This window comes from Cyclobacteriaceae bacterium (genome assembly GCA_030584025.1).
Taxonomy (GTDB): Bacteria; Bacteroidota; Bacteroidia; order Cytophagales; family Cyclobacteriaceae; genus UBA2336.
On sequence record CP129487.1, the window covers coordinates 3,815,680 to 3,842,107 of the forward strand.

Sequence of the window (26,428 nt, forward strand, 5' to 3'; positions counted from 1 at the left end):
AAATGAATATTGACTGGATAAAATTAAGACCTTTTAATGGTGATATAAAAAATGGCTTTGAGGAACTTGTTTGTCAATTAGCAAGAGCTGAGAGTGTAAAGGACAAACAACAGTTTATCAGAGTTGCCGCACCTGATGGTGGTGTTGAAGCATACTGCATTTTGAAAAATGGTGATGAATATGGATGGCAAGCCAAATATTTTTCTTCAATGGGAGATTCTCAATGGACACAGATTGAAGATTCATTTAAGACCGCTTTTGCAAAACATCCAAATCTCAAGAAATACTTTGTATGCACTCCTCTTGACAGACAAGACCCGAGGATTGTTACAAAGAAAGGAACTGTGGTTAAACACTTCATGGATGTATGGAAAGAAAAAGTTGCAGACTGGGAGGCATTTTCAGCAGCGAGCGGAAGAAAAATAGAATTTGAGTATTGGGGAAACTCGGAATTGTTTGACCGCTTAAACAAACCTGAAAACGAAGGTAAACTTCGTTACTGGTTTGGACAGGAAGAGTTTTCTGACAACTGGTTTAAACAAAAACTTGAAGAAAGCATTCTCAATCTTGGTAAACGCTATACTCCCGAAATAAATTTTGATTTACCAATAGCAAAAGTTTTTGAAGGGCTTTCAAGAGATGAATATTTTAAAAGACAATTCTTATCACATCTTGGAGATTTACTAAAGAATTACAACAAAGCAGTTTCGCATGTAAAAGCCGATGAGGTAAAAGATTCGGTTCTAAAAATAGATACCTTAATTAATCAGTTCCGACAATCTTGTGAGCAAATTGACTTTGAAGAAATCAGTATCATTCAGCATGAGGAACTGTCGACTGTTTTGGAATCATGCAAAGAGGTAATTGAAAATTTGATTTACAAGTTTTATGAACTTGATTCAAAAAAGGAAGCAGAAACAAAAAGTAAAAAAGAATATGTAAGCGAAACAAATAGTTATGGTTGGGACATTGAGTATTTCAGAAAGTTAAGCGGTTCAATTTATGACTTTACAGATTTTCTTCGCGGCTCAGTTGTCAGTTTATCAAACAATCCGTTTCTTATTCTAAAAGGTGAAGCTGGCATTGGTAAATCTCACTTGTTAGCAGATGTTGCAAAAAAGAGAGAGGCAAGAAATCAGTTTACGATTCTTCTACTTGGGCAACAATTCTCAACAACCGAAGACCCGTGGAGTCAAATCTTAAAGCTTCTACAAATTGAATGTAAACGAGACACTTTCTTAGCAGCTCTCAACTCAAAAGCAGAATCAACAGGAGCAAGAGTTCTAATTTTTATTGATGCGATTAACGAGGGGGAAGGAAAAGCCATTTGGAAAAACCACATGGCAAGTTTTATTGCAGCAGTAAAACGATTCCCAAACTTAGGGGTTGTTTTTAGTTTGAGAACTTCTTATGAGAAACTTTTAATACCTGATGTAGTCAAGGAACAAAAACAAGTAACAAGAATTACTCACTATGGTTTTGCAAATCATGAATACGAAGCATCAAAATTATATTTTGAGAACTACAAGATTAAACAGCCAAGTATTCCACTACTGCATCCTGAATTTTCAAATCCTCTATTCTTGAAATTGTTTTGCGAAGGGTTATTCAAGAAAGGACTTCATGAAATCCCTGATGGATATGAAGGAATTTCTACCATCATTAATTTTTTCTTGGACACCATTAATGACAAGGTTTCCGACAAACATAATCAGCCAAGAAAACTGAATAACCAGCTCACAGATGTAAGCACATTTGCAAGCCACACAATCCCAAGCACAGACCAAAGCTTGCAAAAGAGCTTCCACCTTTCCCACGCGGACAAAATTGAATTAAAAAAATCTCCTCCCCTTCTGAAAATAAAAAATACTCAACCGCACAGACCAACACGACACAGACAATTCTTTCTTCGCAGAGTCTCCGCAGGGACTCTGCGCTACACGGGCACCAATCCTATAAATAAAGAGTTATTTTTATTATCACATGAGTGTACGTAAACAGATACACGCAAACAGTGGCCTGTATTTCATTACAATAACCTGCCGGGGTTGGCATCACCTCTTCTCCATTGCTGATGGTTATGCGGTTGTTTACAAATGGTTTGATTACCTGAAGAGCAAAGGACATTTTATTTTGGGTTATGTAATTATGCCCAACCATCTCCACGCATTAATCGGATTTCGTAATTCAGGAAAATCCATCAACGCGATTGTTGGCAATGGAAAGCGGTTTATGGCCTATGAACTTATCGAACGACTGAAGATCAGCGGAGAGAAGAACCTGCTTCTTGAATTGGAATCGTATGTTAACAACACTGATCGTAAGCGAGGCAAACTTCACGAGGTGTTCGAACCCTCATTTGATTGGAAAGTGTGTCACGCGGATGATTTTACAGAACAGAAGCTGAATTATATTCATGAAAACCCGTGCCGGGGAAAATGGAATCTGGCAGAGCAGCCGTGGGATTATCCACACAGTTCAGCCAAATTCTATATGTTCGGTGAGCAGGGTGCATATGAAGTTGTGAGTTATGCAGCGTTAAAAGATGTAAATTTGAATGAGCCGTTCGCAGAGTCCCCTGTGGGAGACTCTGCGAGGAAAAAATAATCATAAATGGTGTAGTCGTTCCATCAAATACCTAAGCATGAAACTCAATTCTCAATATTTCTTTATTGCCTTTTGTTGCATTGGTTCCATTCTTGTGAATTGTAATGATAAACCAATTCCTGAATACTCATTAGATTCCTTTCTTGAAAAAATCAGATTTGACTCATCTGATACCGTTGTTCAGGTAAACATCTGTCATATTATTGAAGCAGATTGGGACTCATTGTTAATCATTAAGCCTTATGTATCTGTTTCGAGGCAATCAGCTTTGCTGAACCTTGTAAATTATTCAGCTATCAAACCAAAAATCAAAGATATCCGTTACTCTGACGGCTTTAGTTATTTAGTCTTTATTAAAAGAAACAGGGCAATTGGTCTTAGTAAGGTGTCGAATGTGCCAATAAATTTCGGAAGCCTACCTTCTCGTGATGACTCAAACCCTAGTGTAGCGGTCTTGGATAAAAAAGATTGTATAAAAGAATTGATTGTAAATTTCTAGTTGTTAAACCCCCTCAACGTCACCCGTAAGAGCTTGCCTGCTACAAGCAGGGACGTTGAGGAATTTGAACTCAACTTTTAATTTTGAATATGATCAGAAAGTAGAAAACCAGGAACCATGAAAGCCACCGCCTCACACGATGAACGCATTGCAACCATGACGTTCGCTTCCGTATACCCGCACTACGTTACCAAAGTGGAGCGCAAGGGCAGAACGAAAGAGGAGCTGCACGAGGTAATAGCCTGGCTAACGGGTTTTGATAACAAGAAGCTACAGGAGCTGATAGAAAAGAAGGCAACGTTTGAAGTCTTCTTTCAACAAGCAAAACTAAACCCGAACGCAAACCTCATTACGGGTGTCATCTGTGGTTATCGGGTGGAGGAAATTGAAAACCCGCTCACGCAAAAGGTACGGTATTTAGATAAGCTGGTGGATGAGCTGGCAAAGGGAAAGAAGATGGAAAAAATACTTAGAGAACCATGAAAGCCAAAATCAAAACTGTCCTTGTTATAGCATGTGCAATTTTTCAACTAAATGTACTCGCTCAGAAAAAACCAACGATTGTGGTGGGTATTCCTGAAGAGAAGGCAACAACTGTTTATTTAACCAAAGTTGACTATACATTACCCACTACCCCGGAAACATTGGTCTATGAAGTCACTAATAATTCATTTCGGTTTGAATTAAATATTGATAAGCCGCAATTGTATAGACTTTATACTGATGCTGACACATTGCCGATCTGGACAACGATAGCGTTTCAAAAACTATTGAACTACAAAGGATTTTACGCCTTTAACTGTTATGGATATTATCAACGGGTAGCAGAAGTTTTTATTCACCCAGGTGACAGTATTCACGTTCAATTGATTTTTGATAAAAAAATGGGGCAAAGCACATCTAAATATACAGGCGACAGATCTGTAGAAAATATTTTCCTAGCGCAATACAGATGGGAATCTAATACGAAAAGAGGTTCGTGGCCTTATGCTTTTTTTGGATGGGGCGGAGATTACAAAAAAAGAGCGCCTGAGAAAGTTATAAAGAAAGCTGAAAAGGAAAGAGGAAAGTATCAACAAAAGATTGATGACCAGAAAACAGTAAGTAAGGAGTTTGTTAATTACCTGACTAATGATAATAAGGCAACAACTTTTCAGTTGATCAGCAATGTACTAAACCGTGTTGATAGCCTTGCTGTAAGACTTTTCTTTCAGGAAGGAAAACCGTTTCAGGCTTATCAGAATCTTCATACAGCCGGAATACAATTTGAAACCCTGAGAGCTTACGACAGGGCAGCGTTTGTTTATGCCGAACTGCTGACAAATTACCAGTTAAACTTTTCAAATAATCAATTCATAAGATATCATAAGTTGTCGGAGGACAAATACAAATCTGCGATAAGTATTCTTTCAGGTGATCTGGCAGAATTGTATGCAGCGAAAAGTATTGCGTTGATGATAAAGGATAATCATGATAAAGAGAAATCAGAGGAGTTGATTATGGATTTCAAATCCAAATTTCCCAACTCAGCGTATCAACCGGTGTTTACTCAATGAGTTAACCTTAATCAAGGATGCCGTCAAGCCAATGCATAACGTTTAGCAGGAACTGAAAATTTTGAGCGGCACTTTCCTGATTCATCCCTGCTTTGTTTTTCCCCTGCCGTTGCGCGGTAAACATGGCAGCTTCACCAAAAATGACAACCCGTCCTTTTCCATAGTTCATGTACGCTCCCTGTACCAGGTTTTCGGCCGGGATAGCGGGTGTGTCTTTAGTAAACTCCCAGGCAGTTTGGGGCATCAGCATCCGGTACGTTGAATTCAGTGTTATAATGGCGTGGGCACCATCGGGTATTTCAAATGCCTGCCCGGTAAAACTTTGCAGTGATGTAACAGCCTCCTTTTTGTCTCTTCCATTTGTGATCACGCTTTCGGTTAATCCTTTTCCAATAGAGAAAATATCTTTTCCTCCACCGTTCTTCATGGCAAAGCCATTGTAAAATTTAAACCCGAACGATGCGGCTAATGCTTCTGCAGCACCCGGAAACGGCATGTGGTCAGCAATCAAAAAAAGACTACCACCTTCTTTTACCCAATTGTTTACAACGTCAATTTCAGTTTCTGTAAAGGCTGATGGCGTGGGTAGTGTCCAGCGTTGTTGATTATCTACATGTAAGGCGTTCGCGATAACAAGAATTTTTCCGGTACGCAATTGATCGGTTGTAAAAGGTTCTGCAGAAGCCCTCACAACGTAACCATCTTTTTCAAGTAGCCGGGCAAATGGTTTATATCTTCTGCTTAATGTATGAAAGTTACCATGCGCCTCATCGATTAATACAATTGGGCCTTGGGCTTTTGCATAAACCGGATTTGAAATGATTGGATTGTATACCGTGTCGGCCACTTGCTGGGCAAATGCCAATACGGATAGCAAGAGTAATAAAAATGAAATTAGTGGAGTGCTTGCTTTGCGCATGATCAAAGTTAGCGATAATCCGAATGTGTCGGATTTACTTTTTATAAACCGGCTGCAGCACGTTTGCATCGCCATCCGTTTTGGGTGGCGTTAACCCCAATAACAAAGCAATAAATGGATACACATGCACATTTTTAAAAGCAGGTACGGTTGTGCCGGCCTTTACATTCGGACCGTGTGCATAAAAAATGCCTTGCATCTCAGGTACTTCATCGGGGTCGTAGCCGTGCACACCAAACACCGGTGATTGCAGGCGGCCAAAGTTGCGGCTGTTAATTTGAATGTAGTGGCCGGGGTTGGCTACCAGCATCACATCGCCCACGCGCATGTGGTTGTAATTCCATCGCGCAGGAAAATCTTCACGCCTGAACACCACAAAGTTTTCCTCCACCGCTTTCAGGGCATTGTAAAGCGAGTCAACCTGAGTTGTATACAAATGCGCCTGTGTGCCACCATTCACAATGCGCACCGTAGTGTCGGCCATGTTTAAAATTTTGCTTAACGTAATGTATGTCTCTTCTTTCTGTTCCAGCTCATACATGCCATGATCGGAAACGAGGATAACATTGACCGGAAGTTTTATTTTCTTTAATCCCTGCATCAGGTAACCGAGTAAACTGTCGGCTTCCAGCACGGTGTTCTTCAGCTCTTCCGAGTTGGGCCCGGTGCTGTGTCCTTCCGAATCCACCAACGAAAAATACAGCGAGATAAATTGTGGCCGTTCTTTCTTCGGCAGTTTCAACCAATCGATCACCTGCTCAACACGTTTTGTGTTCGGCATGCTTTCGTTGTACTTAAAGTAATATGTTGGAAACTCGCCCTGCACGGGGGCTTCCGATCCAACCCAAAAACAGGAAGCAGATTTTAAACCTTGTTGTTGCGCCAGTTGCCACAGCGGTGTACCTCCGTAAAATTTCGGGTTCTCCACCATGTCGCGGTTGCGCATGGTATAGGCGAGTGCAAGCTCCTTGTCGTAAAAATAATTATCGACCAGTCCGTGATGCCCGGGGTATAACCCGGTAACGAGTGTGTAGTGATTCGGAAATGTCTTGCTCGGAAAGGACGGAATCAAGCCTTCGGCAGCGGCACCGTTTTTAATGAACTGTTTAAAGTTCGGCAGGTTGTATTTGGTAACGTAATCGTTACGGAAGCCATCAAACGAAATGAGGATGACATAGGGTCGATCTTTTTGCTGGGCACAGGCAGCAAATCCGATTGACAGGAAAAGCCAGAAAATGAAGCGCATGGTTTTTCTTGAAAGGATTCAGCAAGAAAAAAGGGGCTGCTGCCCCTTACTTTACTTTTGCAGAACTTTTCTTTTTGGATTCTTCCACACGCTTGCCATCGCGGTGTTCACCAAGGATGGTAACGTCTTTGCTGATTTCATACATACGTGCGGCCTGCATCATGGCTTCACGCGTATCGCGGATAATGATAGTTCCGGATGATTTTGATCCTTTGTTACGAATTTCAATGTAAAATCCGTCTTTTTTCTTCTTTGGCAGTATTGGAGGTCTTCCCATTTTTTATGTTGATTATTTGTTTTTAGCTCAAAAAGACACTTTTATAACCTATTCAGGGGAGAATAAGTTCGATGGCCGCGAAGATCGGCATTTTTTATGAAAATACCCCGATAAATCTTGTGTATTTGCTTGTATTACAGGTTATTGGGCGATTATCCACAATTGTAAAATGTTGTTTGGTTGTGCGGGCGAGTAACATCATCATCATCAGGTTACTGATCGTAACCTTCACCTTGTTTTCGGGTGTTGTTTTGCATGCGCAAGATGCGGATTCGGTTCGCCAACTCAGCGAGGTGGTGATTCGTGCATATGCTTACAACCGCTCGTTGGATGACGTGCCCGCCACGGTGAACAAGATCGGCCCGGTTGACTTGCAACGTTTTGCTGCGGGTACGTTTGTGCAGGCGGTGAATACCATTCCGGGTGCACGCCTGGAAGAACGTTCACCGGGCAGCTACAGAATTTCCATTCGCGGCAGTACGCTGCGTTCGCCCTTCGGTGTGCGCAATGTAAAAGTGTATTGGAATGAGTTACCGCTTACCGATCCGGGAGGCAACACATACTTCAACCAACTCGATCCGGCCATGATCGGCTCGATGGAAATTATTAAAGGACCGGGCTCCAGTTTGTACGGAGCAGGCACAGGTGGCGTGTTGTTGCTGGAAAGCATTAAACCAAAAACGGGCAATGCGCTTCATGCTGGCTTGCAACTCGGTTCGTTTGGCAATGAGTTGTTTTCATTTTCAGTTGAAACCGGAGAAGAAAAATTCAGTCAGCATACGCAGGTGTTGCACCACCAGGCCGATGGCTACCGCGATCACACACGCATGTCGCGTGATGTGGTGAACCACGCCTTTCAGGTTGATCTTTCGGAAGATCAAAGTTTGAAGACGTTCATCTTTTACAGCGATTTGTTTTATGAAACTCCGGGTGGGTTAACGTTGAATGAATTCAAGGATAACCCGCGCCAGGCGCGACCGGCAACAGCGATGTTTCCCGGAGCGGTTCAGCAGAATGCGCGGGTTCATTTACAGTCGTTTTATACAGGCGTGAGTCATGAGTATCGGTTTTCAAAAAAATTACAGAACAAAACAGGCGTGTATGGCAACCTGGTAAAATTTGAAAATGCAGCCATTCGAAATTTCGATCATCGCAACGAACAAAATTTGGGTGCACGTTCGGTAACGGTTTTCAATCATCAGGTTAACGATGTTCAAATTTCCGCATTGGGTGGTGGCGAATTTCAATGGGGATTTTTACCGACCAAGTCGTACGAAAATATAAACGGAGCGGAGGGATTGTTATTAGCCGATGATGAAGCATCGGTTTTGCAGTACAGCGTTTTTGGTCAGGCTGAATTGCGCTGGAAAAAAGTTAACCTCACCACCGGGTTGAGTTACAACGCGCAGCGGTTGAAGTTTCATCGCTTGTCGGATGTGGGAAGTGTACCGGAGCAATTGAATTACGATCCGGTATTCATGCCGCGCGTGGCGATGTTGGTTAAGCCAACAAACCAGTTGGGAATTTTTGGAAGCGTAAGCAGCGGATTTTCACCACCCACGCTCGCGGAGATTAATGCATCAAATGGAATTTTTAATCGTGAGCTTGAACCTGAACGCGGCATGAATTATGAATTGGGTTTACGGGTGAAGCTGGTTGAAAATCGTTTACGCATAGAGGCTACGGCCTACGATTTTAATTTACGGGAAACCATTGTGATCAGGCGCGATGAAGACGGAGCAGAATTTTTTGTGAATGCAGGAAAGACGGATCAGAAGGGAATTGAATTGGCGCTTCAGTATGCTGTTGCTTTAAGCGAAACAAATTTTATTAATGGTGTAAATTTTTGGTCGAACTATTCACTGAACCGCTATCGCTTTAAAGATTACATCAAAGACGAGGATGATTTTTCCGGCAACGAATTAACGGGCACACCTGGGTTTGTGTGGAGCGCGGGTGTTGATATTACGTTGCGGTCTGGTGTATACATGCGGCTTACAAACTTATACACCGATGCTTTACCGCTGAATGATGCCAACAGTGTTTATGCCGACAGTTATTACCTGTTAGGTGCGCGTGCAGGTTATCAGCACAAGCGATTTGAAATTTATTTAGGCGGAGAAAATGTATTGGATGAGCGCTACAGTTTGGGTAACGATTTGAACGCTGCAGGTGGAAGGTTTTACAATGTTGCAGCCGGACGAAGTTTTTATGGCGGGGTGAAGGTTAATGTTTCGTTTTAAGAGGCGGGTTCTATGACTTCAGAATCTTTTCAAGCTTTTTAGGGTCCTGTCTGCTATCCCATATTGTTAGAACAATTATTGAATCACTGGTTTCTTCGTATACAAGAAGATAGTCCTTTACAATTTTAATTCTCACTTTTTGATCATCCGTTTGCTTGCCTATTTGAGAATAATCTCTGATGATATTGATTGCCTCTCTGAACCTTTGATCGAGTTTTTTGCTGTAGGTGTTGGATTTGTTTCGGCTCCTCCAGTATTCTAAAATTTGTTTCCTGTCATTTTGAGCCCTTGTGGACCAAATTACTTGTTTAGCCATTCATCAATCTCTTTATTGGCTTGTTCTTCTGTTAGAAATTGTCCGTTTTTGATTTGTTGTCTCGCTTCATTAATGGCTTTCTTTTGATCATCATTTAATTGATAGATTTCGATGTCCTCGGTTTCAAGATCCAAAAGCCGGTAAGCCTCTTCCAGAATTCTTTCATCCTGCGTCTTTTGGATTTTGTCGATTAGCCGTTTTCTTAATTCTACTGTTGACATACGGGTATAAATGTGTGTTACAAGTTAACAAATTTAATCAGTTTTTGGTGTCGATTTTCTACCCCGATTTCTGTTAGGTTTCCTAAACTGCTGATCAATCAGATCAGCTTCGAACAACAGCGCACGAATTTGTTCTTCATTGATTTCATCAACCCGATGGAAGTACATGCAGTAAACCTGCTTACGGCCTTCGGCCAATAAGGCACCATCTTCATTGGCAAACAAATTGCCCTGACAAAAACCAAGGGTGACACCTTTTTCTTGGTAGTCACTTTTCTTCGGACCCCAATAAATGCTGGGCGGCCAGATGAGGCAGATCATGCGGTTGCGTGTGTAGAAAGGAACTCCGTAACTGTTTTTCTCTGTGGCTTTCGGCAGGCATTCCAGAATGAGTGAACGCAATCGTTTCACCACCACCTGTTCGTGCTTGGGCAGGTCGGCAATAATTTCATCAACGGATTTTTTCGAGGGTTTCATTTTTTTGAACTGCATAGACACGTAATTCTATAACTATGTGACCCATGTGCCTATGTGGTTTGTGTGTTATGAAGGTACTCATAAAAGTATAATTCATGACTGTCAACCCTGTGTCAGGAGGCCAACTCGTACTTGAATTAATTCAGGAGCAATAATTTTATGCCATCTTTGGTACGTGAGCTCGGTTCCAAATACACTTCAACAACACATTACAGAAAAACTTTCCTGGTCGGTTAAAGCCTTTCATCCGGCATCGGGTGGATGCATTAATCAGGGTGGGGATGTTTGAGAAGGAAAGCAGGGGATTGAAATTACTAGGAGGCACAAACTGCATCGATGTTCCGGAAGTTATTCATGTTGGTGAGACAGATAATCTTCAGTTCATCATCCTGTCGTTTGTAAAGTCTGGCAGGCGTGCAAAAGATTATTGGTTGTTGTTGGGAGAGCAATTGGCAAACCTGCATCGAAATACCAACACCCATTTTGGTTTGGATCACGACAACTACATCGGGTCGTTGAGTCAAAAAAATAAACAGAAAGAAAATTGGATTGAGTTTTTTATTCAGCACAGGTTGGAAGCACAACTATCAATAGCAGCGCAAAACAGAAAAATCACATCAGACATTCGCAAGCAATTTGATGTGTTGTATAAAAAACTTCCGGATTTACTTCCGCAGGAAAAGCCGACCTTACTTCATGGTGATTTGTGGAATGGCAATGTAATGGTAAATGAAAAGGGTGAACCAACCCTTATCGATCCGGCTGTATACTACGGCCATCGCGAAGCCGAGCTGGCCTTTACGCAATTGTTTGGTGGGTTTGAGCCTGAATTTTATCAGGCTTATCACGAAGCTTTTCCGGTTGCGAAAGGATTTGCTTCCCGTGCTAATCTCTACAACCTGTACCCGTTGCTGGTGCATGTAAATTTGTTTGGGGGCGGGTATTTACAGCAGATAGTGAATATTTTGAGGAAGCATGTTTAGCTCAATTTAACTGTCGCGGGCTTTGCTTAACTTCATAGCATGATTCCCCGGCTGATCCTTATTTTTTTACTGTTGGTTATTCTTTCTGCACAAGGGCAGCAATTTTCAACACGGTTCAGAAAAATCGATCAGATCACGCTGCCACATCACGGCAACTTGTTTTCGATTCTTAAAGACAGCGAAGGGTATATTTGGTCGGCAACAGAGAACGGTTTGGTTAGGTACGATGCCTCGAATGCTATACTATACGCAGGAAAGGAATTGCATGCTGAAACCAAAGAGCGCCCGATAGGCCGGATTGTTTTTGAAGACGCGTCAAAAAATCTTTACACCATTACCTCAAAGGGAAAAATTCTTCAATACGATCGGCTGAGAGATAAATTCAAACAGATAAATGATAGCAGTACGTTATTGGGGACCTCAGCCAGAGAGTTGCGACTTGCTGGTGAAAATAGATTTTGGGTGGCGCATTTGGGCCAGGGGCTTGCATATGTTGATTTAAAAACCAAGTCGATTCGTTGGCACAGGAACGATCCGGCTAATCCCAAAAGCCTGCGGGATAATTTCGTTACAGCCATAACCTACGACAAGCGTGGAAAACTTTGGGTTGGTACAACGGCAGGTCTTCACCGATACAATGAAGAAACCGATGACTTTGATTTTGTAGCGTTAACTAACCGGAACATTGCTGACACATATCAATATCGGGTAATCCGTTCACTCGCATACGATAGCCTGAGTGATAAACTTTTCATTGGCACGTACGGAGGCCTTCACATGTTGAGCTTTTCAGATGGCAAGCATGAGCACGTGTTGCATGACCCGCGCAATAGCAATAGCCTTTCCAATAATTCCATTTTCAGCGTCATCTATGAAAAACGCTACAATGGGTTGTGGATAAGTACCTACGGAGGCGGATTGAATTTTTATGATCTGGATGATCGCACCTTTCAACATTGGTATCACGATCCTGCCGACCCGATGTCGGTCGGCTCTGATAATATACCCGGTATCTACCTGGATCGTGAAGGACTGCTTTGGGTTGTTACAGCGGAAACCGGACTTTACTTGTTACGAACAAAGCCGCAGAATTTTCATCACATTGTTCATCATTCAAAAGATCCAACGTCAATCTCCAAGGGGCTTCCGCGTGCTGTTTATGCCGAAAGTGATTCAATCATCTGGATTGGTTTTAACGGAACCGGTCTTAACCGCTTGAATTTAAAAACAGGTTTTGCAACTCGCTTTGTTCACGATCCTGACAGACCCGGAAGTATCGCACACAATGCAGTAATTGCTATCGATGGCGATAAGTATGGAAGAGTCTGGGTTGGTTTGGAAGGAGGCGGTGTAGCCGTATATGATCCGGCAAAAGAGAAGTTCGATCATCTTCAATATAAAAGTGGTAAGAGAGAAATTCTGAACAATGCCATATCAGGCCTTTTGGTTGATGATGAAAGAGTTTGGATCACTGCGTATCGAACGCCCCTTACGCTTTACAACATGGAGACAAAAAAATATCTCCATTTTAATGCTGACTCGTTGTGGAAGATGGGAATCAGTTTTCACTCCGTTAAAAGAATCAGAAAGTTTGAAGAGAATATTCTATTCGAGACGAATCATGGCGCTGTAATTTTTGATAAGCAAACAGGCACATTTCAAAAGCTATCAAAAGGGGAGGAGCAGGTGTACACGGTTTTTGTAGATGATGGTGCGGAGGCATTTGCATCACCTGCAAAGGAGGCCCAATTACTATTGACAGGAAATCAGGTATACGCAGCTGAATACCGACCGGGTGATTCGTTAAGAACCAAGTTGCTTTATGATGGGAGTCACCACACCGCTCGGTTTAGTGATTTGGTTATGGATCGTAATGAAGTGCTTTGGATAACCGCGGACGAAAACCTGATCCGGTATAATACAAGAAGTAAGCAAGAGCGGGTTTTTAATGGGGCTCAGCAGTTGAATGTAGATTACGGCCTTCAATTCGGGATGGCCACAGACAGACAAGGGAGAATCTATATCAAATCAAACAACAGCCTGGTTTGGTTCGATCCACTGACATTGGATGAGGGACAGGAAGAAATAGTTGATGTGAAATTTACTTCACTGAAGATCTTCAATCATGAAGTGCCGATTGGTTCAGACTCCTCAGCAAAGAGAAATGGGCTGGATCAACATATCGCGTATACGCCAAAAATTAAATTAGGGCCGTCAGAAAATTTTTTCAGCCTGGGTTTTTCTGCTCTTTTTTTCGAAAATCCCCAACAAGTCAATTACAGGTACAGGCTGAAGGGATTTAATGATGAGTGGATTGAGAGCGGAACGACAAACTTCGTAAGTTTTACCAGTTTAAATCCAGGTAGCTACACGCTGGAAGTAACGGCAACTACGAGCCCAAAACAATGGAACAATAAAACCGCATCAATTGAAATTGAAGTGCTGCCACCGTTTTGGAGAACCTGGTGGTTTATGGCTGTGGTTGCAGCATTGATGATCACCTCGCTTTATGCAGCTCACCAATACCGTGTAAATCAAAAACTTCAACTCGAACGTCTTCGAACCAAAATCGCCAGCGATCTTCACGATGAAGTAGGATCAAACCTCACACGCATTTCCATATATGCCGATTTGCTCAACAACGAAGCAGAAGAAAAACAAAAATATGACTACCTCAAAAATATTCGGGAGACAAGCCGTGAGGTAGTTAGCACCATGAGTGATATTGTTTGGTCAATCGATAACCGAAGCGATAAACTGGGCGATTTACTGTTGCGCATGAAAGATATAGCAGGTCAACTACTCCCACCTAAAAGTATTGAGTTTAATTTCAAAATCAATGTGAAGGACGACAGCATTATTCTTTCGCCTCAACTAAAACAGAATATGTATTTGATTTTTAAGGAGGCGCTGCACAACATTGTGAAACATGCACAGGCTTCACATGTAAGCATTTCGATTGAAAGTTATTCGGATAATTTAATCATGCGCATTTCAGATGATGGTGTTGGCATAGAGGAAGCAAACGATAGCCGCGGCAATGGGCTGCGCAGTATGCGTAAGCGTGCAGCAGACATTCAAGCAGACTTAACTATTGAAAACATAAACGGAACGTCCATTCGGTTAACAAGGCAAACGCTTACCTAGCCCCCCTGTTTATGGGGTTGAACCAGGGTTTAGATAGCTGGAATTTTATTTAAAAATTAACAGCTATGAAAAAAGAAGTAATCCTACCCTTCGTAATTCTGTTGCTCTTCGGTACTGCGGCTTTTGCCCAGGTTAAAATCAGTGTGGTTGCGGGCCCAAGTTTCACAAATTTTATTGGTGGTGATGCGGAAGACTGGGGCTCTGTTGGCGAGAAGCCAAAAATGGCCATTCGTTTTCATGGTGGGCTTGTTATTCAATATCCGTTCAATGATAAATTGAGTGCGGTTTCTGGTGTGCAATATTCAGTAAAAGGAGCAATGTATGAGGGAGCCACATTTGGACAGCAAGGAGAATTTACCGCCCAATACAAAAAAGTATTAAGCTACATTGACATCCCTTTGTCAATTCAGTATGCATTAACTGACAAAATTGGAGTTCAGGCAGGAACGCAAATCAGTATGTTGGCTAGCGCTAAAGTTAAAAACAGTCAGGAAGTGCAGGATAACTTTGAATTACCTGCCACAGAAGATGCAAAAGATGACTACAAGGGACTGGACATGTGCTTGAATATTGGGCCTGTATTTTCAGTTACAAACAAGCTGGCAGTTCAACTGCTTTATCAACATGGACTGATGAAAATTGGTCAATATGCGGAAAACGGAGCCAATGTTACCTATGACCTAAAGAACCAGGGCTTTAAGCTATCTTTGATTTACGTTGTGAAAGAGTAATCCATGATTCTTGTCGGCATTATTGAAGACGATAACCAGATACGAGGACTGTTGCAGCAGTACCTCGATCGGCAGCCCGGATTTTCATGTACAATGGTTAATAATTCCGTTGAGAGTTTTCGCAAAGCCCTTTCACCCGAGAATCAACCCGATGTGCTGTTAATGGACATCGGGTTGCCGGGCATGTCGGGTATTGATGGCATGAAATTGATTAAGCAGGATTACCCGGATGTTGACATCATCATGCTCACCGTGTACAACGATGCCGATAAAATTTTTCAATCGCTCTGTGCGGGCGCTACGGGATACCTGCTAAAAAACACACCACTTGAGGAGATAAAAGAAGGCATTGAATTGCTGACACGTGGCGGCTCACCCATGTCGCCACAGATTGCCCGTAAGGTGATTGATTTTTTCAGCACAGAAAGGAAAAAAGTAACATCGCCCCTATCCGAAAAGGAGAAGGAAATTGTGATTGGGCTGGTGGATGGCCTTAGTTATAAGCTTATAGCCGACCGCATGAGTATATCATTGGAAACGGTGCGGTTTCACATTAAAAACATTTATCGAAAACTGCACGTCCACAGCAAAGCCGAGGTGATCAGCAAGTCGTTGAAGGGGGAGATTTAATTATTGTTTCTCTTGCTTCTTCAACCCGGCATCCCGCTCACTTTTAGATAGCCACTTCCCATTAAGCACCACACCTTCAATTTTTTTGGTATTCGAAATATCTGTCAATGGATTACCATTCAGCAAAATCAAATCGGCTTTAGCTCCTGAACGTACCACCCCGGTGTCAGGCAGCTTCAGGTACTTTGCTACATTCACGGTACCTGTGCGTAACGCTTCATAAGGTGTTAGTCCGCAGTTGACCAAATAGGCCAATTCATGATGCGTAGAAAAGCCCGGTACATTAAATACCTGTGGTGCATCGCAACCAAGCAATAATCCAACTCCAGTCTGTTGACATTCCTTGATTAATTTTCTCCTAAGCGCCACGAACTTTTCAACGTTAGCCGGAATATAGTTCGGGTTAATCACCAGATTTTTTTTGCTTTGAATCCACTGATCCACCGTTTTTGGATTCATGTATTTGCTGTCGGGATCGTTGCGGAATAATTCAGGATCATAAGAAGCGAGAAACCAACGTTCGGCCAGTGATTGCGTGGGCACCACCCAAATATTTTTTTCTTTAAGTGCGCGCATCAGTTTTGGAATGCCCGATTCATCTGCCCGATGGCCCACAAACATGCCGAATAAACCGGCTTGTTGTTCGGTGAGGGTGTCGATTCCGGGAACCAACGCTTCGACAAAACCATCCAGGTGGTCAATGGAAGAATAACCGGCATCAATGGCGCGCCAAACGCCCACACCAAACGAAACATGGCCCGCGAACGGAATGCCTACTTCATTCGCGGTAGAGGAGATGGCACCAAAGGTTTCTTTTGTTAGTCCGGGATGAAGTTTGAGAAAATCATAACCTGCTTCTTTTTGTTTGCGCACCATGTCTGCACCTGCTTCTGCCGTTTTCACACTGATGCCGTTGAGCGATGGGCCAGTGGTGTAGAATGTTGGCCCGTTAATTTCACCGCGGTTGATCATGGATCGCAGCTCTAAATGTTTGGGATGCCCCAACATGCCGCGAATGGTAGTGATGCCATTTGCCCCAAACAGGTATAGCACTTCCTTCATGGGTTCGAGGTCATCGATTGGCGGAACGTGCGCGTGCATTTCAGCCAGACCGGGCATCAGGTATTTGCCCTTGCCATCTATAATCAGGGCGTTTTTGGAGTACTTTACTTTGGTTCCAATAGCAGCAATCTTTCCATCTTTAATTATCACGTTTTGATTGGTGAGTACACGCTCTTCATCCATTGGAATAATATTAACTGCGGTGATGACCAACTCCCGATCGCGGGAGTCGACCCACTGCTGTGCAAATACAACGTGCAGGTTAACGGCCAGTAAGGCAAAAAGGCAAAGCAACTTTTTCATGATGATTCGATTTTCAAGTATAAGGTACCAAAACCTATCTTTACTTGGTGCGCATAACGCAGACTTTACAATGCCGGAAAAGAAAGCAGATAAATGGAAATTATACTTTATAGGCATTGTGCCGCCATCACCGGTTTATGAGGAAGCGTTGAAGATCAAGCAATATGTTTACGAGCAATATAAGAGCAAGGGAGCGTTAAAATCTCCTCCGCACATCACCTTACACATGCCCTTCAAATGGGAGGAACAAAAGGAAGAAAAGTTGATTAGTCTGCTGAATGAATTTGTTTCAGAATGTCCGATCAAACCATTTGAATTGCGATTAAAAAATTTCGATTGCTTTGAGCCACGTGTGATTTTTATTGCTCTAGAAAAATCGGAATCGCTTTTAGTGTTGCAACAGGAGCTGAATCGTTTTTGTAAAATTAATCTAAACTTGTTTAACGCCACCTATAAGGAGCATGCGTACCATCCGCACCTTACCGTTGCGTTTCGCGATTTAAGAAAGTCGGATTTCTATAAAGCCTGGCCTGTATTTAAAGACAAAACGTTTGAGGGAAATTTTTTAGTGAACGAGTTCGTGTTACTCAAACACAACGGACAGGTGTGGGAGAAGTTCAGATCCTTTCCGTTGCAATAAGACTATTCACAAAACGACCCTTTGGCAATCCACAACTTTTTTAGTTCAAATACAATCGTTCCACCTTTTACTGCCGGATCGTTCTCAAGCGTCTCAGGTTGGACCTCACCATTCAGTACAACAATGCTTCCTTCCTGATCACCAAATGATCCGCGGGTAACAACCTGACTGTTTGCTGTCAACTGTTTCACATATTCTTCATGCTTTTTTAGCAGCGTGGCATAATCACCAACGGTTTCTTTGTGAATGTTTGATTTAAAGCGAATGAACGAATAGCTCACCATTTCGTATGGTTCCTTCAGCGGACAAATTGTTCCTGTATACGGAAGCACTTCAAGCCGCCAGCGGTTTGCCTGGATGCCGGGATCGGTACTCAGCCATGAATTGGCTTCGTCAATAGATGTGGTGTTGAGAACAAATAAACCACCTCCTCCATCAAAGGGTCCGGCAGCAACCAGTTTTCCTTCAGCCGCCAACCGATTGATATTGGCCAGGTGTCCTTCCATGAGTTTGTCGAGTTCTTCTTTAGGCAACTCGGGTTTATCCTTGCGGGTGTGAAGAAACACAAACGTGTATTGTTTTTCCTGTGCCAACGATATAGAGCTGATCAGGATGAAGCAGAATAAGAGTAAGCGCATAAGAAATTTTTTATTGAAGTTACTAAAATCACATGTATGGATGCGTGCATTTTGCCGAACCGGAAAAAATGAACACCAAACCGGATTTCTGTCACCACAAACCTTAAGATTACAACGCTTTTGTCAACGCTTTGTAAAGCTTGTCAAAATCCTGTTGGGTGTTGTACACGTTAGGGGCCACACGTATAGCATTTCCCCTGAAGGAAACGTACACCTTATTCTTTAACAGCGATTTTTTCACATCATCCATATTCACATTTCCAGGCAGTCGAATACCAAACAAATGTGCACTACGCCAGGCTTCATCTTCAATGATAAATCCTTTTTCGGCAAGTTTTTGTAATACCGGTTGCCCGATAATCTTGCAGTATTCCTGAATGCGTTCAGGCCCCCAGTTATTCAATTGCTGAATGGCTTTCAGCAACATGGGCACCAGAATGAAATTACTGTGTTCGCCTACTTCATAACGCAATGCACCCGGTTGATATTGATTTTGGTAATTAACCAACCCTGCGAAGTCTTCACTGTTTAACCGGTTGATCCAGTTTTCTTCAACAGGTTTTCCGTTGTCGAAGTATGGACCATAGTAAGCGAGCCCGATGGAATACGGTCCGAGTAACCATTTGTATCCGGCACAAATCAGTGCATCGGGTTGAATGCGTTGTACATCGAACGGAAGTGCACCAACGGATTGTGTGCCATCAATGATCAGTAACGCGCCTACTTCATGTGTGCGTTTACGAATCGCCTCCAGGTCGAAACGTGTTCCATCTGCCCAATGCACTTGCCCGATAGCCACGGCTTTTGTGTTCGCGTTTATGCTTTCCAGAATTTTTTCATTCCAACGTTTGCCTCGGTTTGTGTAATCATCGGGGGGCGCTATGGTTATAACTTGTGCGCCTGCCTCTTCGCACAACCGTTGCCACGGATACACGTTGCTTGGAAACTGTTCTGTCGCCACTATAACGTGTTGTCCTTTCTTAATATCCAGGTTGCGCACCACATTGGCCATTCCATACGACACGGATGGAATGATGACGATTCGCTTGGGATCTGGAGCGTTGATAAGTTTTGCATATTCACTGCGCAGCAGTTCGGTTTCGGTGAAGAAATCCTGTTGCGTGATGTTCACCGGATTTCGCTTTTTACGCACCGCACGTACACCCACCTTTTCAACATTTTTTAACAGGGGCGACATGTAGGCGCAGTTCAGGTAAGTGAGTTGTGGGGGCAGCGTGAATTTGGCGCATTTGGAGGTTAGCATTCGCGAAAGCTATGAACTTCTAATTGTTCTTCCAATCAAACGTATTGATCATGTGCATGATGTCTTTCTTCATGTATTCGATGGCAGGCTTTAGAGAATCGTTGTGCACCTTGCTGTTAAAATAAAGCGCTCCGCGAAGAAAGTTTTTAGTAGAGTCGGTAATGGTGAATTGCATCTGGCTGGGCACATCGCCTTCAAGTTCGGCAATGATGGCGGTTCGGCCCGAATAGGTTTGGGCGATCACTTCATCAATCGCGTATGCTTTTATCTGATGCTTGGCGGTAAGCGTGTAAGCATCGTTCATGAATTCACGCAACAATTGTTCGTTGCTGTAAATTTTTTTGTACGTAATGTGCACGTTCGATTGCAGTTGTGGATAGTAGATTTCAATCCAATACCGTTCATGAAACCCTGCGGTATCAGGCAAAACTTTCGCGTGTTTGGAGTACTCAAACGTGTAGGGGAGTGAATCGGGCAGTGGTTGATATTCCGGTTCAGGTAAAATAAGTCGGTTGTAACCAACGGGTTTTGGTAAATAATCGCGCTGACAAGCAGTTCCAAAAAAAAGTAGGCACAAAGCAATAGGCAGTAGGCAGTAGGCTGATTTAACTGCTAACTGCCAACTGCCCACTTCCCATCTTTTAATGCTTTTCTTCTTCATGCACCTGAACCTTTACACGCTTAATCCGTCTTTTATCCACTGCCTCAATGGTAAACGTAAATTGTTGATAGTTTATTTGATCACCGGCTTTCGGGAAACCTTTGTTGATTTCCAGAATAATACCTCCAAGCGATTCACTCTCCCCCTTCACCTCATCAAACGTATTGGTTTCAATATCCAATGCCTTGCAAAAATCATGAAGGGAGATTTTTCCCTCGAAGGTAAATGTATTCGTATCAATTTTCTGATACGCTAAACGAGCTTCGTCAAACTCATCATTGATCTCGCCAATAATTTCTTCAATCACATCTTCTAATGTAATGATGCCGGAGGTTCCGCCATATTCATCTACCACTACGGCAATGTGCACGCGCTTTTCTTGAAAATCCTTCAGCAACGAATCAACTTTTTTGGTTTCTGGAATGAAGAAAGGGGTGCGCAAAAGTTTTTGCCACCCAAACGACTCACCCTGATCAATGTAGGGAAGCAAATCTTTAATATAGAGCAAGCCCTCAATCTTGTCGAGCGATTCGCGGTAAACAGGCAAGCGCGAAAACCCAGACTTATTGATGAAATCCATCAACTCGTGAAACGTAAGCTCAACATCAACAGCCGATATGTCCACACGCGAGCGCATCACCTGCTTCACGCTGAGCGTACCAAAGTTTACAATGCCACGTAAAATTTCTTTTTCTTCATCGGTTGTTTCATCGGTGCTGGTGGCCAACTCCAACGCCTGATTTAATTCTTCAACGGTAGTTTGATATCCTTTTTTCTCAATGCGCTTTTCAACCAGGCTCGTCATTTTCATTAACGGAAAGGATACTGGCCTGCAAAGTGTTTGAAGAATAACCCAAACACGACTCATGCGCTGTGCAAACGAAAGGTTATTTTTTGTTGCATAAACTTTCGGAACAATTTCTCCGAAAAAAGTAAGAAAGAAGGTGATGACGAATGTAACCACACCTACAATCAATTCTTCCGGTCGCCTGGTGCCGGAAAGTTCCCACATCAAAAAAGTGGAGATGGTCACCACGCCTACATTCACCGTGTTGTTCATGATGAGGATGGTGGCGAGTAATAACCTGGGTTTGCTTAATAATTCAATAATGGTCTTATCACTTTTTTCGCGACTGTTGCGGCAGCGTTCAAGGTCTTCAGGTTTAAGTGAAAAGAATGCCACTTCCGATCCGGAAATTAAACCGGAAAAAATCAACAACACCACGATCACAGCAAAGCTGATCAGGTGCATCGGGCCGATGCCGGAGAAAAGTTGAAGTAACGCGTAACTGGGAGGCTCGTCCAAGCAGGTATAGCTTTAGTGAAACATCAGAAGGGCAGATCATCAGAGCCACCTGTTTCAGCAGGCAGATTTTCAGGGCCACTTCCCTTATTGGCGGATGCATATCCGGAGTCATTGCCCGAACCACCACCCGATGCTTTCGGAGAAAGCATGGTCATGTTATCGGCAACTATTTCGGTGGTGTAACGGGTAACGCCTTCTTTCTCCCATGAACGGGTGCGGAGTTTTCCTTCAATGTACACCATATCGCCTTTGTGTAAATATTTTTGAGCGATTTCAGCCAGGCCACGCCACAACACAATGTTGTGCCACTCGGTAACTTCCTTTTTTTCATTGGTGGTTCTGTCGCGATAGGTTTCAGAAGTGGCCATGGTGAAGTTAGCTACAGCAACACCACTCTCCAGGTTTCTGATTTCAGGATCGCGACCTAAGCGGCCAATAAGAATTACTTTGTTTACGCCCGACATTTTTTATTCACTTTTATTAAAGTCCTGTAATGAAAGAAGTCATTGCAAAAGCGGTGTTATAATGCCAGTGCAATGACCCTTAACCTTCACAAAAGTACCAAGATTGGCGCAACTATAAAAGGCTGAAATCCTGCAGAAAACGGCTTATGAGCACCGGTTTGGGTAATTCGGCCACCTTATTAATAGAGTAAAACCGCGTGTTTTCGGGCAGGGAATTGGGTTTGTTTTTAAGCGTAATCAGCGTAAAGCGGGCAAAAATAGTTTGGTGGCTGAGGATGTGTTTATATGTTTTAGACAACTCGGTGGAGGCAATTTTTGATTTCAAGCTTTTCAAAAATGCATTCTCATCAAGTGCTTTTTCAGGTTTGGATGCTTTGGTGTTTTCGATCAGGTAAAAATCGTAAAGCCCCGTCCAGATGTCTTTGCCGTTGCGGGAGTTCATCAGCAAAGATTGCTTTGATTTGACTACATAATAATTGAAGTACCGCTTTCTGCTTTTCTTCATGGCCAGTTTAACCGGAAGCAGCTGTTGCGATTCGTGTTTGTACGCCATGCAAGCGGACTGAAACACACAGGTATCGCACGTTGGATTTTTTGGTGTGCAGTGCAACGCACCAAACTCCATAATGGCTTGATTAAAAGTGGCCGGATCATTTTTATCAATTAAGGAGTTTGCCAGTTCAGAAAAATATTTTTTTCCAGCTGGTGTGTTGATAGGTGTATCCACACCAAATATCCGTGACAAAACACGAAACACGTTGCCATCCACAACGGCAACGGCTTCACCAAACGAAAAGGATGCAATGGCTGCTGCGGTGTAATCGCCAATGCCCGGCAATTGTTTCAATGCAACAAATGAAGACGGAAATTTTCCGTTGAATTTTTTCGATAGTTCTTTGGCTGCTTTATGCAGGTTGCGTGCGCGGCTGTAGTAGCCAAGCCCTTGCCAAAGCCGAAGCACTTTTTGCACCGGGGCTGATGCCAAATCGTGTACGGTGGGGAATTCCCTGACAAAACTCTTATAATAAGGGAGCCCCTGGCTTACGCGTGTTTGTTGCAAAATGATCTCGGAGAGCCAGACCTTATATGGGTCTTTTGTATTGCGCCAAGGCAGGATTCGCTTGTTTTCTTCATACCACTCAACGACTTTTTTAGAGAAATACCGATGATCCATCCCCCTGATTATCAATTTTTTCAATATTAATTTTTAATTCTGAGGCCACAAATTAACTTTGGCGTCCCGTTAAAATTTTAAAACAAATACAACCGTGACCAAAGCAGATATCATTAACGAAATAGCCGATAAAACTGGTGTTGATAAAGCAGATGTTACCGCATCAGTAGAGGCTTTTTTCAGTGTGGTAAAAACGAACATGGCAAGCGGCCACAACATATACATTCGTGGTTTTGGCAGTTTCATTAATAAGAAAAGAAAGAAAAAAATTGCGCGAAACATTTCACGCAACACCGCACTGGTAATCGATGAGCACTTTGTTCCCAGCTTTAAGCCAGCCAAAATTTTTGTTAGCAAAATCAAAAACAGTGAGAAGGTGAAACAATTGGCTGATAAAGCCTGATTGTATTGACATCAACACGCCAATCCGGGCGTAATCCTTATGCTTAAAAGCCGAATTATTTTACTTGTTGTCAGCATTGTGCTGGTTGTTGTTTTATTCATGCTACCCAAGGTAGTGGTGAAGAATGACGAGCAACTTGCCACCGCAGATTCAACGGCTATGCCACAAGTTGACCCTCATGGCGCTGCACCGGTTACCCTGCAGCAGGCCATTGCCCGCATGCGCTCAGGGCATGGCGCTTCATCTGGTGAAAAAAGTGCTATCTTTGCCGACTCTTTAGCAGACCTGTATTGGGAAGCGGGCAAGTTTGACAGTGCTGCCTGGTTTGCCAACGAGGCTGCAACGTTCTTTAACACGATGGAAAGCTGGATTAAGGCGGGTGATAGCTATTATCAGGCGTACACCTTTACCCTTGATCAGCTAAGACAAGAAGAACTGGCCGAAAAGGCCCGGCAATACTTTTCGATGATTTTGAAGAGCAATCCGGGAAACCTTGAGGTAAAGTCTAAAATGGCCATGACCTACTTGTCGACTGCCAACCCGATGCAAGGCATATCCATGCTGCGCGAGGTATTGGCGGAAGACCCTAAAAATGAGTCGGCCTTGTTCAACCTGGGCATGTTGTCCATTCAATCCGGGCAGTATGATCGGGCCATTGAGCGCCTGAAAGAACTCACGGAAGTGAACCCGAAACATGTACAAGGCCAGCTGCTGTTGGGTGTTGCGTACAAGAGCAAAGGAAACAAGAAGGCGGCACGTGAGCAGTTTGAAAAAGTAAAACAATTGGATGCCGATCCGGCTGTTCAGGCAACAGCGGATTCGTATCTGCAGGACTTAAAATAAATTAATAACCACACCCCCTCCGGCCTTGCGGCCACCTCCCCCTTGCCGGGGTAGGAATAGATGGGGTAAGAAAATTAAAACTTTATGCCAAGCGGAAAGAAAAGAAAGAAGCACAAAATGGCAACTCACAAGCGCAAGAAGCGCTTGAGAAAGAACAGACATAAGAAGAAGTAATCTGTAACCCCTGATAAATCAGGGGACAGGTGCTTTCTGTTCGGGAGCCGTACACATCCGGATTTTTTAACATTTTAAATTCTATCGTTTTGAGTAACGAACTAATTATCAGTAACGCTCAAGACGGATGTCGTATCGCCCTGCTGAGAGACAAGACGCTTGTCGAATTTCACCAGGAACAGGAAGGAAGCAAATTCACCGTTGGTGATATTTATCTGGGCACTGTAAAAAAAGTTGTACAGGGCCTGAATGCCGCATTTATTGATGTGGGTTATGATAAAGATGCTTTCTTACACTACCTCGACCTGGGGCCACAGTTCAGTTCACTGCAAAAGTTTACGAAACTGCTCAGGGCCAAAAAGATTTTCGGTAAGCTGGAAAAATTTACCCTTGAACCGGACATCGACAAGCATGGCAAAATTGGCCAGCAGTTGGTAAAGGGCCAGCTGATTCCGGTACAAATCGTAAAGGAACCCATCTCTACAAAAGGGCCGCGATTATCCTGCGAGCTATCATTGGCCGGGCGCTACCTGGTGCTGGTACCTTTTTCAAAAACGGTTAACGTTTCGAAGAAGATAACCAGCAGCGAAGAACGCAGACGCCTGTTGCGTTTAATTCAATCCATTAAGCCAGAAAACTTTGGTGTAATAGTTCGCACCGTGGCCGAAGGTGCCGAAGTGGCCGAACTCGACCGCGACTTGCGCAACCTGGTGAAGACCTGGGAGGACGGCATTGCCCGACTTCCGGACGCACAACCGAATGATAAAATCATTGGTGAGCTGAACAAAACATCATCCTTGTTGCGCGATCTGCTGAACGAATCATTCGACAACATTCATGTTGACGATAAGAAGATGTACGAAGAAGCGAAAGCGTACATCCGTTCCATTTCACCGGAGCAGGAGAAGATTGTAAAATTCTATAACGGTCGCGCGAAAATTTTTGAGCACTACGGAATTGAAAAACAGATCAAATCTGCTTTCGGGCAAACCGTAAGCTTACGTGGTGGAGGGTACCTCATTATTGAGCACACGGAAGCACTGCACGTCATAGATGTGAACAGCGGCAACAAATCCAACCGCGAAGAAAATCAGGAGACTACTGCTATCTCAGTAAATATTGAGGCGGCTAAAGAAATTGCACGTCAGTTGCGTTTGCGCGATATGGGCGGCATCATTGTGGTTGACTTCATTGATATGAAGAACCCCGATAACCGGAAGACGATTTACAAGGTGATGAAGGATGAGATGGCTAGCGATAAGGCCAAATCAACCGTGTTGCCGCTTTCGAAATTCGGGTTAATGCAGATTACACGCGAGCGCGTTCGTCCGCAGGTTAACATCGCCACACTCGAAGCGTGTCCCGCATGTAATGGTACCGGAAAAATCACCGCATCAATTTTGGTTTCGGATTTGATTGAGAAGACACTAGAACACCTGTTAGTAAAGCAGAACGAGAAGAACCTGGTATTGGCCTTACACCCGTACCTGCACGCCTATTTCACGAAGGGGATTATTTCTCACCGCGTAAAATGGTTTTTCAAATTCAAGCGTTGGGTAAACATGGAGGCAGATACCTCCATGGGATTAACCGAATTTCGCTTTGTGAATAAAGAAGGTGAAGAGATTCAATTAAATGCATAGC

27 protein-coding genes are annotated in these 26,428 nt (G+C 43.2%); 14 read left to right on the forward strand and 13 right to left on the reverse strand.

Annotated elements, in window-relative coordinates:
• The first annotated feature begins 2 nt into the window (after nt 1–2).
• From QY309_17315 to QY309_17335, 5 genes are all read left to right on the forward strand, one after another.
• Nucleotides 3–1,997, forward strand: a complete 1,995-nt coding sequence (locus tag QY309_17315) for an ATP-binding protein (protein ID WKZ59606.1) — start codon at nt 3–5, stop codon at nt 1,995–1,997.
• Nucleotides 1,984–2,607: a hypothetical protein gene (locus tag QY309_17320; GenBank protein ID WKZ59607.1), complete on the forward strand. Its 624-nt coding sequence runs from the start codon at nt 1,984–1,986 to the stop codon at nt 2,605–2,607. Before QY309_17315 ends, QY309_17320 begins: the two co-directional genes overlap by 14 nt.
• Before the next feature lie 37 nt (nt 2,608–2,644).
• Complete coding sequence (locus QY309_17325) at nt 2,645–3,106, forward strand: hypothetical protein (protein WKZ59608.1); 462 nt, start codon at nt 2,645–2,647, stop codon at nt 3,104–3,106.
• A gap of 117 nt (nt 3,107–3,223) precedes the next feature.
• A complete protein-coding gene (locus QY309_17330; GenBank protein WKZ59609.1) occupies nt 3,224–3,589 on the forward strand; it encodes a DUF2200 domain-containing protein in 366 nt (121 codons plus the stop codon).
• Nucleotides 3,586–4,662 carry a hypothetical protein gene (locus tag QY309_17335; protein WKZ59610.1) on the forward strand — a complete coding sequence of 359 codons (1,077 nt, stop codon included), beginning with the start codon at nt 3,586–3,588 and terminating at the stop codon, nt 4,660–4,662. The genes QY309_17330 and QY309_17335 overlap by 4 nt, the downstream gene beginning before the upstream one ends.
• 7 nt (nt 4,663–4,669) lie before the next feature.
• On the opposite strand, the gene QY309_17340 is transcribed toward QY309_17335, so the two are convergent.
• The 3 genes from QY309_17340 to QY309_17350 are packed head-to-tail and all read right to left on the reverse strand — an operon-like array spanning nt 4,670 to nt 7,104.
• Nucleotides 4,670–5,581, reverse strand: coding sequence for a DUF4350 domain-containing protein (locus QY309_17340; GenBank protein WKZ59611.1), 912 nt, complete (start codon nt 5,579–5,581; stop codon nt 4,670–4,672).
• Nucleotides 5,582–5,615: 34 nt separating this feature from the next.
• A complete protein-coding gene (locus QY309_17345; GenBank protein WKZ59612.1) occupies nt 5,616–6,827 on the reverse strand; it encodes an ectonucleotide pyrophosphatase/phosphodiesterase in 1,212 nt (403 codons plus the stop codon).
• A 46-nt stretch (nt 6,828–6,873) separates the two neighbouring features.
• Nucleotides 6,874–7,104 (reverse strand): hypothetical protein, encoded by a 231-nt coding sequence (locus QY309_17350; protein WKZ59613.1) that lies wholly within the window; start codon nt 7,102–7,104, stop codon nt 6,874–6,876.
• Nucleotides 7,105–7,175: 71 nt separating this feature from the next.
• Between QY309_17350 and QY309_17355 the strand changes: the two genes are divergently transcribed.
• Nucleotides 7,176–9,347, forward strand: a complete 2,172-nt coding sequence (locus QY309_17355; protein ID WKZ59614.1) for a TonB-dependent receptor — start codon at nt 7,176–7,178, stop codon at nt 9,345–9,347.
• 10 nt (nt 9,348–9,357) lie between these two features.
• On the opposite strand, the gene QY309_17360 is transcribed toward QY309_17355, so the two are convergent.
• The 3 genes from QY309_17360 to QY309_17370 are packed head-to-tail and all read right to left on the reverse strand — an operon-like array spanning nt 9,358 to nt 10,361.
• Nucleotides 9,358–9,663: a type II toxin-antitoxin system RelE/ParE family toxin gene (locus tag QY309_17360; GenBank protein ID WKZ59615.1), complete on the reverse strand. Its 306-nt coding sequence runs from the start codon at nt 9,661–9,663 to the stop codon at nt 9,358–9,360.
• The gene (locus QY309_17365; GenBank protein ID WKZ59616.1) at nt 9,648–9,884 is read right to left on the reverse strand and encodes a hypothetical protein; all 237 of its coding nucleotides are present in this window, start codon (nt 9,882–9,884) and stop codon (nt 9,648–9,650) included. The genes QY309_17360 and QY309_17365 overlap by 16 nt, the downstream gene beginning before the upstream one ends.
• 33 nt (nt 9,885–9,917) lie before the next feature.
• Nucleotides 9,918–10,361: a DUF1801 domain-containing protein gene (locus QY309_17370; protein ID WKZ59617.1), complete on the reverse strand. Its 444-nt coding sequence runs from the start codon at nt 10,359–10,361 to the stop codon at nt 9,918–9,920.
• A 281-nt stretch (nt 10,362–10,642) separates the two neighbouring features.
• Between QY309_17370 and QY309_17375 the strand changes: the two genes are divergently transcribed.
• From QY309_17375 to QY309_17390, 4 genes are all read left to right on the forward strand, one after another.
• Complete coding sequence (locus QY309_17375; GenBank protein ID WKZ59618.1) at nt 10,643–11,344, forward strand: fructosamine kinase family protein; 702 nt, start codon at nt 10,643–10,645, stop codon at nt 11,342–11,344.
• 39 nt (nt 11,345–11,383) lie between these two features.
• Nucleotides 11,384–14,491, forward strand: a complete 3,108-nt coding sequence (locus QY309_17380) for a two-component regulator propeller domain-containing protein (GenBank protein ID WKZ59619.1) — start codon at nt 11,384–11,386, stop codon at nt 14,489–14,491.
• Between the two features lie 65 nt (nt 14,492–14,556).
• Nucleotides 14,557–15,222 carry a porin family protein gene (locus QY309_17385; GenBank protein ID WKZ59620.1) on the forward strand — a complete coding sequence of 222 codons (666 nt, stop codon included), beginning with the start codon at nt 14,557–14,559 and terminating at the stop codon, nt 15,220–15,222.
• 3 nt (nt 15,223–15,225) lie between these two features.
• Complete coding sequence (locus QY309_17390; protein WKZ59621.1) at nt 15,226–15,852, forward strand: response regulator transcription factor; 627 nt, start codon at nt 15,226–15,228, stop codon at nt 15,850–15,852.
• Here QY309_17390 and QY309_17395 read toward each other — a convergent pair whose 3' ends face one another.
• Nucleotides 15,853–17,217, reverse strand: a complete 1,365-nt coding sequence (locus QY309_17395; protein WKZ59622.1) for an amidohydrolase family protein — start codon at nt 17,215–17,217, stop codon at nt 15,853–15,855. It lies immediately after the preceding gene.
• 70 nt (nt 17,218–17,287) lie between these two features.
• On the opposite strand from QY309_17395, the gene QY309_17400 reads away from it, so the two are divergent.
• Complete coding sequence (locus QY309_17400; GenBank protein WKZ59623.1) at nt 17,288–17,857, forward strand: 2'-5' RNA ligase family protein; 570 nt, start codon at nt 17,288–17,290, stop codon at nt 17,855–17,857.
• Nucleotides 17,858–17,859: 2 nt separating this feature from the next.
• On the opposite strand, the gene QY309_17405 is transcribed toward QY309_17400, so the two are convergent.
• From QY309_17405 to mutY, 6 genes are all read right to left on the reverse strand, one after another.
• Nucleotides 17,860–18,495 (reverse strand): YciI family protein, encoded by a 636-nt coding sequence (locus QY309_17405; GenBank protein WKZ59624.1) that lies wholly within the window; start codon nt 18,493–18,495, stop codon nt 17,860–17,862.
• 109 nt (nt 18,496–18,604) lie between these two features.
• Nucleotides 18,605–19,693 (reverse strand): aminotransferase class V-fold PLP-dependent enzyme, encoded by a 1,089-nt coding sequence (locus tag QY309_17410; protein ID WKZ59625.1) that lies wholly within the window; start codon nt 19,691–19,693, stop codon nt 18,605–18,607.
• An 85-nt stretch (nt 19,694–19,778) separates the two neighbouring features.
• Nucleotides 19,779–20,420: a gliding motility lipoprotein GldD gene (gldD, locus tag QY309_17415; protein WKZ59626.1), complete on the reverse strand. Its 642-nt coding sequence runs from the start codon at nt 20,418–20,420 to the stop codon at nt 19,779–19,781.
• Nucleotides 20,401–21,726, reverse strand: a complete 1,326-nt coding sequence (gene gldE / locus QY309_17420; GenBank protein WKZ59627.1) for a gliding motility-associated protein GldE — start codon at nt 21,724–21,726, stop codon at nt 20,401–20,403. Before gldE ends, gldD begins: the two co-directional genes overlap by 20 nt.
• Before the next feature lie 23 nt (nt 21,727–21,749).
• A complete protein-coding gene (locus tag QY309_17425) occupies nt 21,750–22,190 on the reverse strand; it encodes a single-stranded DNA-binding protein (protein WKZ59628.1) in 441 nt (146 codons plus the stop codon).
• Nucleotides 22,191–22,302: 112 nt separating this feature from the next.
• A complete protein-coding gene (gene mutY / locus QY309_17430; GenBank protein WKZ61720.1) occupies nt 22,303–23,364 on the reverse strand; it encodes an A/G-specific adenine glycosylase in 1,062 nt (353 codons plus the stop codon).
• 94 nt (nt 23,365–23,458) lie between these two features.
• Between mutY and QY309_17435 the strand changes: the two genes are divergently transcribed.
• From QY309_17435 to QY309_17445, 3 genes are all read left to right on the forward strand, one after another.
• A complete protein-coding gene (locus QY309_17435) occupies nt 23,459–23,767 on the forward strand; it encodes an HU family DNA-binding protein (GenBank protein WKZ59629.1) in 309 nt (102 codons plus the stop codon).
• A 39-nt stretch (nt 23,768–23,806) separates the two neighbouring features.
• Nucleotides 23,807–24,610, forward strand: a complete 804-nt coding sequence (locus tag QY309_17440) for a tetratricopeptide repeat protein (protein WKZ59630.1) — start codon at nt 23,807–23,809, stop codon at nt 24,608–24,610.
• Between the two features lie 263 nt (nt 24,611–24,873).
• Nucleotides 24,874–26,427: an Rne/Rng family ribonuclease gene (locus tag QY309_17445; protein ID WKZ59631.1), complete on the forward strand. Its 1,554-nt coding sequence runs from the start codon at nt 24,874–24,876 to the stop codon at nt 26,425–26,427.
• The last annotated feature ends 1 nt before the right edge of the window (nt 26,428 follow it).